Genomic DNA, 15,518 nt, shown 5'->3' with positions numbered 1-15,518 from the left:
GGAATTGGAGGGATCGGTCGCCCCTGGCATAGTCGACAGCCATGGACACCGACTCCTTCTGGACCCTCCTAGAGGACTCCCGGCGGCACGGATTCGGCGGTGACAAGCGCGATGCCTGGCTGCGCCATGCGCTCGCACGGCTGCCGGCCGGCGGGATCGTGGGCTTTCAGGCCTGCCTGGAGCGGATGACGGATGAGGCCTTCACCTGGAATCTGTGGGGTGCGGCCGACCGGGTCTTCGGGGGCTGGTGTTCGGACGACGGTTTCCGGTCGTTCCAGCACTGGATGATGGGCCTGGGCCGGGCCGTCTTCGAGGCGGCGGTGCACGATCCGGACGTCCTCGCCTACGCGCCCGAGGTCTTCCGGCTGGCCGGCCGCCCCCGGGCCGCCTGGTCCGCCGACGACCGGCCGGGCTGGCCGGCCCTCGACCGGCTGGGGCTGGAGGCGTACGAGCTGGCGACCGGTCCGGCCGACGACTTCGGCGACGCCTTCTACGCCGCCGTACGGACCGCGGTACGCGCCGCCGCGCGTGACGCCGAGGCCCCGGGGCGGGGGGCCGGCCACCCCGCGCCGTCCGGGCGCCGTGACCCGGCGGGACGGCGCTGGACGGCCAGGGACGAGGAGGAGGCGGCCAGGCGGCTGCCCCGGCTCAGCGTCATGTTCCCGCTGGACGAACCGGGGCCGCCGGGCCTCAGACCCCGTTGACCAGCCGGATGTAGCGCACCCAGTCCCAGTTCGGCCCGGGGTCCGTGTGGTCGGTGCCCGGCACCTGGGAGTGGCCGATGATGTGGTTGCGGTCCTTGGGGATGCCGTACTTGTCGCAGATCTCCGCCGTCAGCGCCGCCGAGGCGTGGTAGAGCGCGGTGGTGAAGTAGGCCGGCTGGTCCACCCAGCCCTCGTGCTCGATGCCGATGCTGCGGGTGTTGTAGTCCCAGTTGCCCGCGTGCCAGGCGATGTCGTGCTCGCGGACGCACTGGTCGATGGCGCCGTCGGCGGACCGGACGACGTAGTGCGACGCGGCGGCGTGGGCCGGGTTCTGGAAGAGCGAGATGGTGTCGGCGAAGGTCTCCTGGGTGACGTGGATGACCACCAGCTCGACCGGGTAGCTGGACGGCCGGTTGGAGGCGGTGTAGTTCGCGGTGCTGGCCGGCGCCCAGGCGGCTGACGGGTAGTCGACAGCGGCCGCCTGGGGTGCGACGGGTGCGGTGGCGGCCTGGGCGGCACCGGCGGGCCAGAGGCCGGCGGCCAGGCCTGTGGTGGCGGCGGCGCCGAGGCCGAGGCCGCCGCGCAGCAGCGAACGGCGGCTTGCCGCAGCAGAGTTGGGGCGTTCCATCGAGGGCTCCCTGAGGCGTCATGGGGGGGACGGGTGCATGACAAGAACGTCGGGCTCGCCCATCGTGCGGCCCGCGCCCACGGCATGCCAAGCGATTCGCGCATTGGCACAGGTCCAGACCACTGGAGCTGCCGTGCCGGCCTCGCGGATATCTCCGCGTGCGGCCCCCGCGGCCCCTTCCGTGCGCGCTCCTTCGTGCCGCCCCGCCCGCTGCCCTGTCCGCCCCCTCGGCCGCTGCCACGCCCGCTGCCACGCCCGCCGTCGATTCCGCCGTCGATTCCGCAGCCGAACCCGCCGCTGCGCCCCGCCGTCGCCGTCTCACCGTCCGTAGCCATATCGCCCCCTCCGATAACAACTGACGCACACTCACATCACTGCCCGGCCACGTCGCCTGTCCGATTGGTCCTCTCTAGGTATACCCTGCCCGATTGGTTCCCGCCCCCAACTCTCCCATTCGGCTTGGAAAACCTCTCCGGCTCTATTAACGTTCGATAACGCAGCGCGGTCGTCACCGCCGCCGACAGGCGGCACCGTGCGCTTGCCGAATCCCGTCCGCGGGAACCGGGGACCCGCCCTTCCGCTACCGCGGGAGGGGTCCAATGGGGTGAATCGGGCAGCCGTCAGGCCCGTAGGAGACCTTCCTGCTCCGAACCCGTCAGCTAACCCGGTAGGCGAGAAGGAAGGAAAGGAGTGCGCCCCCGTGGCGTCCAACCAGCCTGCCTACGCTCCGTCCCCGGTAGCAGCACCGACCGGGGAGTGGCCCTTCGGGGAGCGGGACGAGTCCCTGCCGTCCGACGCCCCCGTCGACGGCCCGGCCGCCGCATCGTTCGACGCGTACGACCCGGGCTCCGACGCCGCAGGTCCGCGCAGCCAGCTGCGCCTGCCCCGGCAGCGCGCCGGGCTCCCGGCCCGCAGCGGCGTGGTCGGCTCGGCGGTGCTCGGCATCGCGGCGATGGCCGCGGTCGGCACCGGCGGAGTGGCCGCCGCCGCCGAGGCGCCCCCCGCGGCGCCCCCGATATCGCTCCCGGACGCCCCCGGCTTCCCCGACGCCCTCCCGCCGTCCGCGGCCCCGGCCGCGCAGCCCGACGTCGCCGTCGGCACACCGTCGTACGACCCCTCCGCGGTCGTCCAGGCGGCCGCGCCCGCGGCCCCGGCGGACAGCGCCGCCGACGCGGCCCCCGCCGCCGCCGACCCCGGTGAGGCCCTGCGCACCCGGATCATCGACCAGGTCACCCGGCAGCGCGAAGCCACCGCCCGCGCCGAGCGCGAGGCCGCGGAGAGGGCCGCCGCCGAGCACGCGGCCAAGGAGGCCGCGGCCCGCAAGGTGCGCGAGCAGGCCGCCGCCGCGAAGGCGGCGGCCGAGGCGAAGGCCAAGGCGGCCGCCGAGGCCGCCGCGCAGGCCGAGGCGGAGCGGCTGGCCCGACTGGCCGCCTCCTACGTCAAACCGGTCGCGTCCTACACCCTCACCACCGCCTTCGGCGAGTCGGGCAACATGTGGGCGACCCACACGGGCCAGGACTTCGCCGCCCCCACCGGCACCCCGGTGAACGCCGTCCACAGCGGCACGGTCACCTCGGCCGGCTGGGCGGGCTCGTACGGCTACCGGGTCGTCCTGCGCCTCGATGACGGCACCGAGCTGTGGTACTGCCACCTGTCGACGATGGTCGCCACAGCCGGCCAGGTCGTCACCGGTGACACGATCGGCCGTGTCGGCGCGACCGGCAACGTGCCCGGGCCGCACCTGCACCTCGAAGTCCGCCCCGGCGGGGGCGCACCGGTCGACCCGGTGCCGTGGCTGTACGGTCATGACGTCGCGGTCTGACACCCGGGCCGCCCCGCGGCGGCCCGCAGAAGGCCCCTAGCGGCCGCACCAGCGCGCTACCCGCACCACCTGCAGGCCGCACGGCCCGCCGCCCCTGAGCAGCCGGCGGCCCCGGCGTTCACCCCCCCCGACGCCGGGGCCGTCGGCATGTCGGGCCGGCGCTCAGCCGCCGCTGCCGGCCGGCACGCTCCCGGCGGCCGTACCGCCGGCCGCCGCACCCTCCCGCCGGTGGGCGAACCCGGCGGCCATGCCCACCAGGCCCACCAGGTCAGGACGCCCGGTCTCGCCGTCCAGCGCCCGGTACTCGACCGCGGCGAGGATCGCCATCCGCTCGGTCAACCCCCAGGCCGGGTACGGGTCGTCGGCGATCAGCTCGGCGGCCAGCACCGGCAGCGGGCGGCCCGCCCCGTGGCCGCGGTGGACGGCGTCGCGCAGGTCGAGCAGGTAGTCGGCGTAGCGGCGCACCTCCGCGGGCGTCATCACCGGGCCGTGCCCCGGCACCACGACCCGCGGGTCGCAGTCCAGGATGCGCCGGCACGCGCGGTGCACCGACTCCAACGGCCCCGCCCAGTGCACCGGGTGGTCCTCGTTGAAGACGACGTCGCCCGCGCAGACCACGCCCTCCTGCGGCAGGTGGACGATCAGGTCGCCCGCGGTGTGCGCGGGACCCACCTCGATCAGCCGCACCTCCACCCCGTCGACGTCCAGGTCGAGTTCGCCGCTGAAGGTGCGGGTCGGGTGGACGGTGCTCACCCCGCCGAAGTCGCCGTAGCGCCCGAAGTGCCGCCGCATGTACGCCCCGAGGGGCGAGTCCGGGTCGCTGCCGGCGATCAGCCCGGCCAGGTCCGCGGGTGCGGGCTCGGCGCACAGGTGCTCGCCGTTGGCGTCGGTGGCGATGATCTCGGCGTCGGGGAACAGCCCGTTGCCGTACGAATGGTCGCCGTTGCCGTGGGTGTTGACGACCGTGCGGACCTCGGGGCGGCCCGCCGGGCCGTCGCCGAGGCCGTCGATCAGCTGTTGGAGGTGCCGGGTCATCCCGGCCGTGTACGGGGTGTCGACCAGCAGCGCGGCGCCGGACCCCGCGGTGCGCCCGGTCACGACGACGCAGTTGGCCATGCCCCAGGTCGCGTGGCCGTCCGGGAGCCATGCGTGGACGTTCGGTGTCAGCGCCCGCAGCGCGTGCGGCAGAGGGGTGTTCATGGTGCCTCATTGTCCAGCCCGGCGGGGAGGTTCGCCGTATCGGTGGGCGTACGGGGGGATTCGGGCCGCTCCGGGCCGACGGGGCCGCTCGCGGGCGCGGACAGGGCGGGCGCGTGCCGCGGCCGCTCGCCCTGGTCGAACAGGACGAACATCAGCCGCCCGCCCGGCACCCCGAAAGGCCCGGCCGCGCACAAGGTGGCCCAGCCAGGCCCCAGTTCGGCGTGCACCAGCGGCAGCGCGTTCTCCGCCCGCGGCCCGATGTACTCCGTCGTCGGGGCCTGCAGGCACCGCCCGACCACCGGGTCGCGCCCGGCGTCCGCCATGAGCTGCGCCAGCGTCCTGTTGTGCGGGTTGGCGGCCACCGCGGCCCGCAGCTGCGGCACGAGCAGCGGCAGCCAGCTGTGCTCCCAGTCCCCGAGGGTGACCCGGGCATCCGGGTGGAGCAGCATCCACCGCATCACGTTGCCCGGCACCTCGCGGCGCCGGAAGATGCCGGTGAAGGCCACGTTGTACGCGACCAGTTCCCAGGCGGCGTCGTTCACGTACGCCATCTCGCGCGAGCCGCGCAGCACCCGTTCCCAGGGGCTCGGCACCGCCCGCCCCAGCTGCGGGTCGAGGCGGTACGCCGGCGGCGTCCCGGTCGCGTAGAGGACCAGCGCCTCCCACTCGTGGTCCGACAGGTGCAGGATGCGGGCGATGGGTTCGAGCAGTTCGGTCTCGATGGCCGCGAGCCGGCCGCGCTCGACGTAGCCGTACTTGTGCTCGGGCCAGCCGAGCAGCCGGGTCATGTGCTCGTGGGTGAGCCCGGCGACCTTGCGCCCCCGCGGGTCGGCGCGCGGCGCGAGCCCGAACTCCCCCGGGTCGACGCGGGCTCTGGCCCTGGCGAGCAGCGTCCGCATCGCCTCCCGGTCGCGCATGCCCTCACGGTTCCCTTCCGGCCGGTGGCCCTGTGCGGGGCCACACCCCTTCACAGGTCCCGCGGGTCGACCTCGCGGGCGAGTTTGTACCCGGCCTCGAAACGACTGCCGGCGTCCAGCCGTTCCATCAGCGCGGTCATCACCGACTGCACGTCCGGTGTCGTGATGCCCAGCTTCCTGGCGATCCTGTCATCGCTGTAGCCGTTGGTCATCAGCCGGATCACCTCCCGCTCCCGCGCCGAGAGCTGGGCGTGGTGCGGCCCGGCGGACGTACGCGACAGCGGGGTGGCGCGCTGCCAGTACGACTCGTAGATCGCGGCGAAGGACGCGGCCAGCAGCGGACCGCGCACCCGTACCAGCGGCGGCGCCGGCTCGTCGGCCCCGCACGCCTGCCCGGAGGTCAGGCAGGCCGTCTCCCCGTCGAAGACCAGCAGGTCGTGCGGCACATGGTCGAGGACCCGCACGCTCACCCCGGCGTCCGAGACCTGCCGCAGGTGCGCGGCATGCCGCGGTACGGCCAGCAGCGCCCGCGGGTACACCGCACGGACCCGCACCCCGCGCCGGGCCATCGCGGCGTCCAGCGCGAGCACCGCCTCAAGGCCCGCGCCGCCCGTCCACCCGCCGCCCTGCCGCAGCGCGTCGGCCGACTCGCGTACGGCGTCGGTCAGTTCGCGCAGCACCTGCTCGTGCTGCTGCGGCAGCGGGTACTCCTCGACGACCACCCGTGCCGTGCCCTCCGGCACCCTCTGACCCGCTCCCGCCTCCGCTTCGAACACCGCACCGGGGACCTTGCAGAACCACCCCGCACCCGGCATCCGCCCGGCTCTCGCATCTGGCTGCACTGTCGGCGCCCCCGTGGGTTTGCTGTCGACCCGTCAGATACCGAGTGTTACAGGGGTGTCACGCGTTTTCCAGGTCGAATCCGTCGAGGAAATCAACCACCGCAAACCAGGTGAACGCGGACATCGCGCCACCCGGTCCGGTGAGTCACCGGTACGGCGGCTCAGCCCGCCGCGATCGCGGAGTACGTCCAGACGTCGGCCGGCATCCGGAACCGGAGGTCCCAGACGATGCCCATGGGCCTGCTGCCGCGGGACTCGACGAACTGCGCCGGGCCGAGCAGCATCCAGGGCTGGGGGCCGCCGATGTCCGTGCGTTTGAAACGGCGGACGAACAGCAGGATGTGGGTGCCGCGATCGGCATGGGTGCGGTAGCGGACGCCGGTCTTCGACGTGTCGGACGTACGGCCCTGGCTCTCCCAGTGGAACCGCGTCTCGCTCATCGCGTAGTCGCGGTACCGGGTCTGCGGGGAGAAGTCCCTGGCGTCCTTCTCCAGCGTGACGAACAGCGCGTCGGTCGCGATGTCCGGGCACCAGCGAGCGCCCTCCTGGAACGTGTCCGGTGCGTAGCCGCCGATCGCGGTCTGCCCGAGGGCGGTCAGGATCTCCTCGCGGTTGTAGGAGCCGTGCACGGTCAGCGGAAGGCCCGCGTGGTCGCCGAGCAGCGGGACGGGGACGTGCTCGGTGCGGTCGAGGTTGTACGCGAGGATCTGCCGCACCTCGTCGCGGAAGGCCCGCTGTGCGGCCAACGAGCGCAGGGCCGCGGCGTATCCGGTGAAGGAGCCGCCGCCGGGCCACAGCGAGAAGACCAGCATCCGGGCGTAGGCCTGGAGTTGCGGTCCGAGGGCGTCGTAGGCCGGGGCGTCGTCGGCGAGCAGCCGGGAGTAGGCGTCGATCCGTACCGGATCGTCGACGTGGTGGAAGGCGGGGGTCCGCCGCAGGAGTCTGTCCTCGCCGGGCGGTGCGTCGCCGGGGAGCAGCGCGGCGCGGCGCAGAAGGGCGGTCCAGGAGTTGCCGCCGCGGTAGATCTGCTTGATGTCGCGGCCGCTCTCCTTCAGGTAGTCGGCGAGCGCGGGGCGGGCGTACCGGGCGATCTCCCGGGCGAGTTGCGGGGCGTTGACGCCGATCCGGTCGCGGATGTTCTTGAGGACGCGTTCCTTGGCCTTGCGTTCGAGGATGATCTGGCACCCCGACGGCAGCTGCGGGAAGTCCTGTTCCACGCTGTCGGCGAGGCGGTTCCTGCGGAGGTCGGTGAGGGCGCCGAAGATCTCCTCGAAGCGGAAGTCGGCGCGGTGCCGGCCGATGAAGTCCAGGACGGTGAGCACCGCCTTGCTCTCGGTGCGGCGCAGTCCGCGGCCCAGCTGCTGGAGGAAGACCGTGGCGCTGGATGTCGGGCGCAGCAGGAGCAGGGTGTCGACGTCGGGGATGTCCAGCCCCTCGTTGAGCAGGTCGACGGAGAAGATCACCTGGAGCCGGCCGGACGCGAGGCCGGCAAGCGCGGCTCTGCGTTCTTCCTTCGGTGTGTCGCCGGAGAGGGCGACGGCCGCCACATTCGCCTCCCGGAAACACGCGGCCATGTAGCGGGCGTGCTCGACGGAGACGCAGAAGCCGAGCGCGCGCATCGAACCGGGGTCGGCGATCTTGTCGTTGACGGCCCGGAGGATCAGCCGGGCACGGGCGGTGTCGCCGGTGAGGAGCCGGCTCAGCTCCTTCGGGTCGTATCCCTGGGAGCTGCGCCGCCAGGCGACCCCGGTCAGGTCCGTGCTGTCGGTGATGCCGAAGTAGTGGAACGGGCTGAGCAGGTCGTTGTCCAGCGCTTCCCACAGCCGCATCTCGGCGGCGATCCTGCCGTCGAAGAACTCGTCCTGGACACTGCGGCCTTCCAGCCGCTCGGGGGTGGCGGTGAGGCCGAGCAGCTCGATCGGCTCGAAGTGCTCGATGATCCTGCGGTAGGTCCTCGCGGTGGCGTGGTGGAACTCGTCGATCACGACGACGTCGAAATGCCGGGGGTCGAGCCGCTGCAGCCGCTCGGCGTTGAGCGACTGGACACTGGCGAAGACATGCGTCCAACTCGCGGGGATGTCACCGGAGTGCAGCGCCTCGCCGAGGTCGGCGTCCCCGACCACCTCCTGGTAGGTGCGCAGCGACTGCTCCAGGATCTCCCGGCGGTGGGCCACGAAGAGCAGTCGCAGGTCCCGGCCGAGCTTGTGCCGCAGCGAGCGGTAGTCGAGGGCGGCCATGACCGTCTTGCCGGTGCCGGTCGCCGCGACCAGCAGATTGCGGTGCCGGTCGTGTACCTCGCGCTCGACGTCCAGGCGCTCCAGCATGTCCCGCTGGTAGGGATACGGCCGGACGTCGAGGCCGGAGAGGGTCAGCCGGGACCTGCCGCCCGCCGCGCCGCCGCCCGCCGCGGAGAGCGCCTGCGCGAGGCGGTCGCCGTCGTGGTCCGGGTCGTAGGACTCGAAGGCCGGTTCGCTCCAGTACGAGTCGAACGTGGCCTCGAACTTCCGCATCACCGCGGGGGTGGCCACCGACGACAGCCGTACGTTCCACTCCAGGCCGTCGAGCAGGGCCGCCCTGGACAGGTTGGAGCTGCCGACGTACGCCGTGTCGTACCCCGTCCTGCGCCGGAAGAGCCAGGCCTTCGCGTGGAGGCGGGTCGACCTCGTCTCGTAGTTGACCTTCACCTCGGCGCCGAAGTCCCGCACCAGGCGGTCCAGCGCCCGGCGTTCGGTGGCGCCGATGTACGTCGTGGTGATGACCCTGATCCTGGCGCCCCGCTCGCGCGCGGCCTTCAGCGGCTGCTCCAGTACCCGCAGGCCGTGCCACTTCACGAACGCGCAGAGCAGGTCGATGCTGTCGGCGGTCGCCAGCTCCGCGCGCAACTCGAAGCCGAGGTTGGGGTCCTCAGGGGAGTTGGTGATCAGCGCGGTCTCGGACAGCGGCGTCACCGGGCGGTGGACCTCGTACACGCCCGGGGCCTTCTGCTCGGCGATGGCCATCAGCTGGCGGGGGCCTTCCACCACCATGCTGATCCACTCCCTGGCACCCTGCAGAGTGCCGATCGAGGTGAGGATCTGGTTGGCCGCGGCCACCTGCTCGGCCGGAGCGAGGTCCTGCAGCACGCGCCTGACCGTTGCGCCGACGTGCCGCGCCAGGACATGCGGCGAGGACTCCGCCCCCACCTGCTCGTCGATCGCCAGCAGCCCGTCGGCGTCGAGTTGCTGGATCCGCTCGGCCAGCCGCCGGGTGATCAACTCCTCGTAGAGCCCGGTCACCGGCTCCCCGAGCCCGTCACTGCGCATGACGTCCGCCATCGAAGCCCCCCTGTACTGCAAAGGTCCAGCCTCATATGTAGCAGCAGTCACCGACACCCGCGGGGCGCCCAGGCGAGCGGTACGGAAAACCCCGCGCCGGGGCGGCGCAGGCGGCAGGCGGCACAGACCCTAGAGGTGCTTCGGGCCGGGTGGCCCGTACGAGGGGGCCGGCGCGGGAGCGTAGGGGGCGGGGGCGTACTGGGACCAGTAGGGGTACGGGCGCGGGCCGGGGACGGGCGGGGGCCAGGGGAGGGGGGCGGACTGGAGGAGGGCGGGCTGGGCCAACGCGCGGTCCCGCCAGAGGTGGTGGAGCAGTTCCGACTCGCGCGCCGCGAAGTCCGGCGGTGCCAGGCCGCGGGTCGCGGCGGACCGCAGGAAGGCGAGGTGGGTGGCGTAGCCGGTGTAGTCGCGCACCGCGCGGGCGCCGGCGTCGCCGTGGTAACGGCGGGCGGTGTCGCGGGCGTCGGCCCTGGTCTGCATCGAGCCGAGCGCGACGGGCTCGCGCGGGTGGAGCCAGCCGGCGGCGGCGTAGGCGGCCAGGTGGGTGCGGATGGTGCGCAGTTCGCCGGCCCGCGCCCAGAAGGCGAGCCAGACGACCAGGCCGAAGACCGGGATCATCACGGCGACGTAGACGGTGAGGAAGCCGACGGGGGACAGCTGCGAGGAGCCGTTCCACGAGCCGTGCAGCACCATCGCGAGCAGCCAGCCGCCGACCGGCGCGATCCACCGCCAGGGGCGCCCCGGGCGGGTGGTGGCCGCGATGGCGAAGCCCAGCCCGGTCATCGAGGTGAACAGCGGGTGCGCGAACGGCGTCATCAGCACCCGGACGAAGAACGTCGCCGCGGTGGTGGAGTCCAGGACGCCGGCGCCCACCGCCTTGTCCTCGCCGAAGGCCGACCCGAGGTAGAGGATGTTCTCGGTGAAGGCGAAGCCGGTGGCGACCAGGCCGCTGAGCACGATGCCGTCGAGCAGCGACTCGATGTGCCGGCGGCGGTAGAGGAAGAGCAGCAGGATCGCGGTGCCCTTGGCGGTCTCCTCGACCAGCGGCGCCACGAAGGTCGCACCCCACCGGTCGGACTGGGTCTGGCTCGCGGACAGCGTCGTGGCCAGCAGCTTGGCGCCGTACTCGTTGGCGAAGAGCGCGACGAGGGTGGCGGCGCACGCCCCCCAGGAGAAGGCGAACACGACATTCTGCCAGGGGCTGGGGGCGACCCGGTCCAGCCACAGGAAGGCCCACACGAGCAGCGGCACCGGCAGCACCGCGAGCGCGAGCCCGACCAGGAACGGCTCGGTGCCTATGTGCTTGCGCACCAGTGCCAGGATGACGACTCCGCACACCGCGAGCGCGGTGAACAGCGCACCGGTGCGCACCGCCCGGCTCTCCCAGAACGGCCGCCGCGGGGCGTAGTGCCAGGAGGCGGGGGCCACCGGTACGTACATCTGCTCGTCGGACCGGCGACCCTCGGGCGGGGAGCCGGGCTCGGGTGAGGACGAGTACGAGTACGTGGCCACCTGTCGACAGTACGGGGCGACTGCCCTGCTCCGCGAGGGTATGGGGGAGGTGGATACGTGTGCTGCCGCCCACGCCGGGGGCGTGCGCGGGTGCGCGCGTGCCCCCTCAGACCCGGGTGAAGAGCAGGTCCCTTACCACGTGCCCCTTGGCGAGGCCTTGGCGCTCGAACTTCGTCATCGGCCGGAAATCGGGCCGCGGCGCGAAACCCGCCGCCGGGTGGGCGTTGGCCAGCTCCGGGGTGGCGCTCAGCACGTCGAGCATCTGCTCGGCGTACGGCTCCCAGTCCGTCGCGCAGTGCACGACGGCGCCGGGCCGCAGCAGCGGTGCGACCAGGGCCAGGAAGGACGGCTGGATCAGCCGGCGCTTGTGGTGCTTGGCCTTGGGCCAGGGATCGGGGAAGTACACCCGCAGCCCGGACAGCGACGCGGGCGGCAGCATGTCGCGCAGCAGCACGATGGCGTCGCCGTTGGCCACCCGTACGTTGGTCAGGCCCGCGCGGTCCGCGAGCGCCAGCAGGTTGCCCTGGCCCGGGGTGTGGACGTCGACGGCCAGGATGCCGGTCGCCGGGTCGGCGGCGGCCATCGCGGCGGTCGCGTCGCCCATCCCGAAGCCGATCTCCAGCACGACCGGCATCCGCGCGGAACCGTAGAGCGCGGCCAGATCCAGCGGGCTGCCGTCCAGCTCGACGCCCCACGTCTCCCAGTGCCGGTCGATCGCGGCCGCCTGCGCCTGCGTGACACGGCCGCGCCGGGCGTGGAAGGAGCGGATGCGGTGCTCGCCGCGCGAACCGGCCGGGTCGGCGGCCGGCCCGTCGGGGAAGCGGGCGCCGGGCACGGCGGGGGCGTGGGCGGTGGGGGTGAGGGGTGAGATGGACACAGTGCGTCCGATTCTACGGGAAGGCTCCGGTCCTACGGGGCTGGTCCTGCCGGCGGACGCCGGTGGCCCGCCGCAGGTCACAGCGCCGCCAGCACCCGCCCGGCCACCTCGCGGCCGATCGGCAGGGCGGCGGTCGCGGCGGGGGAGGGCGCGTTCAGCACGTGCACGAACGGGGGCGAGCCGGCGAAGCGGAAGTCGTCCACGAGGGTGCCGTCGGGCAGCACGGCCTGGGCGCGGACGCCCGCGGGGGCCGGGCGCAGGTCCGCGGGCCGCAGCGCCGGCAGCAGGCGCCTGGCGTTCGCGGTGAAGGCCCGCTTCGACACCGACCGCAGCACCTCGCCTGCCTCCTGCCGCCAGTGCCTGCGGGCGATCCGCCAGGTCCCGGGGTACGCGGCGGTGCCCGCCAGGTCGCGCGGGCGCACGGTCCAGCGGCCGTACCCCTCCCTGGCCAGCGCGGGCACCGCGTTCGGGCCGAGGTGGACACCGCCGTGGACGTCGCGGGTGAGGTGGACGCCGAGGAAGGGGAAGTCGGGGTCGGGGACGGGGTAGACCAGGCCGCGCACCAGCCCGCGGCGGCCCGGCACCAGCTCGTAGAACTCGCCGCGGAAGGGCACGATACGCAGCCCGGGGTCGTCGCCCGCGAGCCGTGCGATGCGGTCGCTGTGCAGACCCGCGCAATTGACCAGCACCTTGGCGCGCAGGGCGGGCCGGGCGGTGCCGCCTTCCGCGGTGACGGTGACCGTGCCGTCCGCGGCCCGCCCGATCGCGGTGACCCGCACGCCGTAGCGGATCGAGCAGCCCGCGTCCGCCGCGAGTCCGGCCAGGGCGGCGGCGACCGCGCGGAAGTCGCAGATGCCGGTGGAGCCGACGTGGATCGCCGCGAGCCCGGCGACCGCGGGCTCGTGCTCGGCGATCTGGATCGGCCCCAACTCCTTGACCGGGATGCCGTGTTCCCGCCCGCGCTGGACGAGCGCGTGCAGCCGGGGCAGTTCCGCCTGCTCGGTGGCCACGATGAGCTTGCCGGTGACCTCGTACGGGATGTTGTGGTCGGCGCAGAACTCCGGCGTCTCGGCGCAACCGGCCAGCGCGTAGCGGGCCTTGAGCGAGCCCGGGCGGTAGTAGATACCGCTGTGGATCACCCCGCTGTTCCGCCCGGTCTGATGCCGTCCGGGTCCCGCCTCCTTCTCGACCACCGCGACACGTAACGCGGGCGCCGCCCGCACCAGGGCGTAGGCGGTCGAGAGCCCGACGATTCCGGCGCCGACGATGACGACGTCGTACACGGTTCGGTCGTTCACGGTGTGCTCGGTCCTGGCCGCGGGCATGGCGGACCTCCTCCCGGGTGCTCGTGATCAACTTACGCGGTGCGCCTCCGGCGGGGGTGAGTCTGCGTACGGCGGCGCCATAGAGCAACCCACTTGCCGTCGTGCTGCGACGGACCGCCGGCCCCTTTCAGGGGCGCGTGGGGGGACCCCAGGCGCCCCTGAAAGCACCCGCTGCGGGGCACCGCCCGAGCCGCCGCGGCCCGCGGGAAAGCGCCCCTGCGCAAGGGGAGCCGCACACCCCCGTGGCCGGGGGAAGAGCGCACCCTTACGCGGGGGAAGGGCGCACCCTTATGCGGGGGAGGCCAGGAGAGGGCGAGCCCGTTCGCGGAGGTCGAGCACGCGCGGCTCGTGCGCGTACGGCTCCAGCCTGTGCAGCAGATCGCGGACGTACTCCGTGGTGCGGGCCGAGGAGATGCGGCCGGCGACCTCGACGGCCTTCACGCCCGCGGCGCACGCGGCGTCGAGATTGCCCGACTCCAGCTCGGCGACGGCCGACACGACCAGCCGCAGCCCGTGCGACCGCACGAACTCCTCCGTCGGCCGTGCCAACGCCTGTTCGGTGAATCGTTGCACCTGCCGCGGTATGCGCAGGTCGCGGTAGCACTCGGCGGCGTCGGCGGCGAGCCGGTCGTAGGAGTAGAAGCCGAGCCAGCTCGGGTCCGTGTCGCCCTCCCTGGCCCGTTCCAGCAGCGCCTCGGCCGCGGCGAGCGAGGCCCCGCAGGCCGCCGCCTCGCCGGCCTTGGCGTGGGCGCGGGCCTCGACGAGGTGGAAGAAGCTCATCGTGCGGGCGGTCGCCAGGCCCCGGTTGCGCTCCAGGGCGGCCTGTGCGAGGTCGACGCCCTCGTCGGCGAAGTTGCGGTAGGTGGCCTGCAGCGACATCGACGCGAGGACGTACCCGCCGAGCGGCACGTCCGCGGCGGCGCGGGCCAGCCGCAGCGCCTGGATGTAGTAGCGCTGTGCGGCCTCCTGCTGGCCGGTGTCGAAGGCCATCCACCCGGCCAGCCGGGTCAGTTCGGCCGTGGCGCCGAAGAGCGCGCGGCCGACGTCGTCGCTGTACGAGCCGAGCAGCAGCGGCGCCGCCTCGACCCGCAGGCACTCCGGCACCATGCCGGAACGCCAGTCGCCGCCGCCGTACTTGGAGTCCCAGCGGCGGGCGTCCTCCGCGGCCTCGCGGAGCTTGGAGACATCGGTGTGCCCGACGTGCGCCATGCCGGGCGCGGGTGCGTCCCTGGCGACCGTGGCGTCCGCCGGAGTGATCAGCCAGCGCGACGCGGGGGTCACGTAAGCGCTCACTGCGAAGGATCCGGCCAAACTCTGCCAGATTCCGGCGCCTCCGGGTCCGCGGCGGCCCGCGAGGTCCAGCCGCCACAGATCGGTGGCCGATTTCACCGCCTCGCCGACGTCGCGCGGGAAGGCGAGGCCCACCTCCGGCGCCGGATCGGCGTCGGCGAGCCCTATCTCGTGCAGCGGCACCGGGCGGCCGAGCTTGCTGCCGATCGCGGCCGCGATCAGGTGCGGCGCGGCGCCCTGCGGCACCATGCCCTTGGCGACCCATCGGGCGACCGACGTCTTGTCATAACGCAGCGTCAGACCGCGTTGCGCGCCCAGGTCGTTGACCCGGCGGGCGAGTCCGGCGTTGCTGATGCCGGCCAGACCGAGAAGGGTGCCGAGTTTCTCGTTCGGCCCGCGGTGTTCTCTGTTCACTGCGGTTCACCTCGTGATGCCGCTGGGGCAGGCCGGCGGGCCTGGTCTGTCGTGGGGGTGTCCCTCCCCTTGAGTCCGATTCAGCCACCGCGGGGGCCTGTTGGCGGCGAGCGCGGTTCCTGTGCCGGATGTCCGAGCCGCACGTACGGGTGCGAACCGGATGCACCCAGCGTAGTTCGCCGCCTCCCGACCGTTAAGGGTCTGGTGTCGGATGGCGCGAATCCAGCCCCTTACCCGAACGCGTCCGTGGCGTGGAAAGTGCTCCGGGCGACCATCTGGTGCGCATCCGGTGATTCGCCGCCGGCGGTGCCCGACTCGGCTGCGGCGGAGGGCTGTTCGCGACAGGCGGCGCGTGCTCCCGGTATATGTGGCCGTGCGCCCGCCTGTGCGCTCTGTGCCGAATCGGCTGCGGGCGGTTGCATGGTGAGTCGTGGGTCGGCCCGTGCTTCCGTCAGGCGGCTATGGCGGGGTGCGGCGGGCCAGCGAGTTCCGCTGCCACAATCCCCGCGGGTGGCGGACCGGCCCGGGGGGCGTTGAGTCGCTTCCCGGGCCGTGTGTCGTGCGCGGGCCACCCACCTTCCCGGGTGCTGCGGCCTCGATCCGCCCGCCGCGCACGGCGGTTGGCGGTACTGAGCGTGCCCCGCGGCGGCCACGCGCGGTAGTCGCGCGGGCT

The 15,518-nt window shown here is 73.5% G+C and carries 11 protein-coding genes and 1 riboswitch; of the genes, 2 read left to right on the top strand and 9 right to left on the bottom strand.

What is annotated here, in order from left to right:
- Window positions 1-41: 41 nt before the first annotated feature.
- Window positions 42-704, top strand: a complete 663-nt coding sequence (locus NFU81_RS36270) for a DUF4240 domain-containing protein (protein WP_251500059.1) — start codon at window positions 42-44, stop codon at window positions 702-704.
- On the opposite strand, the gene NFU81_RS36265 is transcribed toward NFU81_RS36270, so the two are convergent.
- Window positions 691-1,332: an N-acetylmuramoyl-L-alanine amidase gene (locus NFU81_RS36265; RefSeq protein WP_251500057.1), complete on the bottom strand. Its 642-nt coding sequence runs from the start codon at window positions 1,330-1,332 to the stop codon at window positions 691-693. The genes NFU81_RS36270 and NFU81_RS36265 overlap by 14 nt on opposite strands.
- Window positions 1,333-1,861: 529 nt before the next feature.
- Window positions 1,862-2,020: riboswitch (cyclic di-AMP (ydaO/yuaA leader) on the top strand.
- A 12-nt stretch (window positions 2,021-2,032) separates the two neighbouring features.
- On the opposite strand from NFU81_RS36265, the gene NFU81_RS36260 reads away from it, so the two are divergent.
- On the top strand, window positions 2,033-3,154 hold the full coding sequence (locus NFU81_RS36260) for a M23 family metallopeptidase (protein WP_251500055.1): 1,122 nt from the start codon (window positions 2,033-2,035) through the stop codon (window positions 3,152-3,154).
- A 162-nt stretch (window positions 3,155-3,316) separates the two neighbouring features.
- Here NFU81_RS36260 and NFU81_RS36255 read toward each other — a convergent pair whose 3' ends face one another.
- The 8 genes from NFU81_RS36255 to NFU81_RS36220 all read right to left on the bottom strand — a co-directional run bounded on the left by NFU81_RS36255 (window position 3,317) and on the right by NFU81_RS36220 (window position 14,845).
- Window positions 3,317-4,354: an MBL fold metallo-hydrolase gene (locus NFU81_RS36255; protein WP_251500045.1), complete on the bottom strand. Its 1,038-nt coding sequence runs from the start codon at window positions 4,352-4,354 to the stop codon at window positions 3,317-3,319.
- Window positions 4,351-5,271, bottom strand: coding sequence for a helix-turn-helix transcriptional regulator (locus NFU81_RS36250; protein WP_251500031.1), 921 nt, complete (start codon window positions 5,269-5,271; stop codon window positions 4,351-4,353). Before NFU81_RS36250 ends, NFU81_RS36255 begins: the two co-directional genes overlap by 4 nt.
- Before the next feature lie 50 nt (window positions 5,272-5,321).
- A complete protein-coding gene (locus NFU81_RS36245) occupies window positions 5,322-6,014 on the bottom strand; it encodes a helix-turn-helix transcriptional regulator (protein WP_251500028.1) in 693 nt (230 codons plus the stop codon).
- Between the two features lie 260 nt (window positions 6,015-6,274).
- On the bottom strand, window positions 6,275-9,427 hold the full coding sequence (locus NFU81_RS36240; RefSeq protein ID WP_251500025.1) for a DEAD/DEAH box helicase: 3,153 nt from the start codon (window positions 9,425-9,427) through the stop codon (window positions 6,275-6,277).
- A 129-nt stretch (window positions 9,428-9,556) separates the two neighbouring features.
- Entirely contained in the window at window positions 9,557-10,939 is a 1,383-nt protein-coding gene (locus NFU81_RS36235) for a PrsW family intramembrane metalloprotease (protein WP_251500023.1), read from the bottom strand.
- 106 nt (window positions 10,940-11,045) lie between these two features.
- Window positions 11,046-11,816, bottom strand: a complete 771-nt coding sequence (gene trmB, locus NFU81_RS36230) for a tRNA (guanosine(46)-N7)-methyltransferase TrmB (RefSeq protein ID WP_251500020.1) — start codon at window positions 11,814-11,816, stop codon at window positions 11,046-11,048.
- 77 nt (window positions 11,817-11,893) lie between these two features.
- Window positions 11,894-13,141 (bottom strand): L-2-hydroxyglutarate oxidase, encoded by a 1,248-nt coding sequence (gene lhgO, locus NFU81_RS36225; protein ID WP_251500018.1) that lies wholly within the window; start codon window positions 13,139-13,141, stop codon window positions 11,894-11,896.
- Window positions 13,142-13,429: 288 nt separating this feature from the next.
- Complete coding sequence (locus NFU81_RS36220) at window positions 13,430-14,845, bottom strand: NsdA family TPR-like regulatory protein (RefSeq protein WP_251500016.1); 1,416 nt, start codon at window positions 14,843-14,845, stop codon at window positions 13,430-13,432.
- Window positions 14,846-15,518: the final 673 nt, after the last annotated feature.

The sequence above is a fragment of the Actinacidiphila cocklensis genome, from assembly GCF_907177275.1.
GTDB lineage: Bacteria > Actinomycetota > Actinomycetes > Streptomycetales > Streptomycetaceae > Actinacidiphila > Actinacidiphila cocklensis.
The sequence above is the reverse complement of the archived record's forward strand: the minus strand, read 5'-3'. Positions and strand labels throughout refer to the sequence as shown.

Excerpts from the sequence above, each read along its gene's own strand:
- NFU81_RS36270 (WP_251500059.1), top strand. The coding sequence starts at position 42 with ATGGACACCGACTCCTTCTGGACCCTCCTAGAGGACTCCCGGCGGCAC.
- NFU81_RS36265 (WP_251500057.1), bottom strand. The coding sequence starts at position 1,332 with ATGGAACGCCCCAACTCTGCTGCGGCAAGCCGCCGTTCGCTGCTGCGC.
- NFU81_RS36255 (WP_251500045.1), bottom strand. The coding sequence starts at position 4,354 with ATGAACACCCCTCTGCCGCACGCGCTGCGGGCGCTGACACCGAACGTC.
- NFU81_RS36250 (WP_251500031.1), bottom strand. The coding sequence starts at position 5,271 with ATGCGCGACCGGGAGGCGATGCGGACGCTGCTCGCCAGGGCCAGAGCC.
- NFU81_RS36240 (WP_251500025.1), bottom strand. The coding sequence starts at position 9,427 with ATGGCGGACGTCATGCGCAGTGACGGGCTCGGGGAGCCGGTGACCGGG.
- lhgO (WP_251500018.1), bottom strand. The coding sequence starts at position 13,141 with ATGCCCGCGGCCAGGACCGAGCACACCGTGAACGACCGAACCGTGTAC.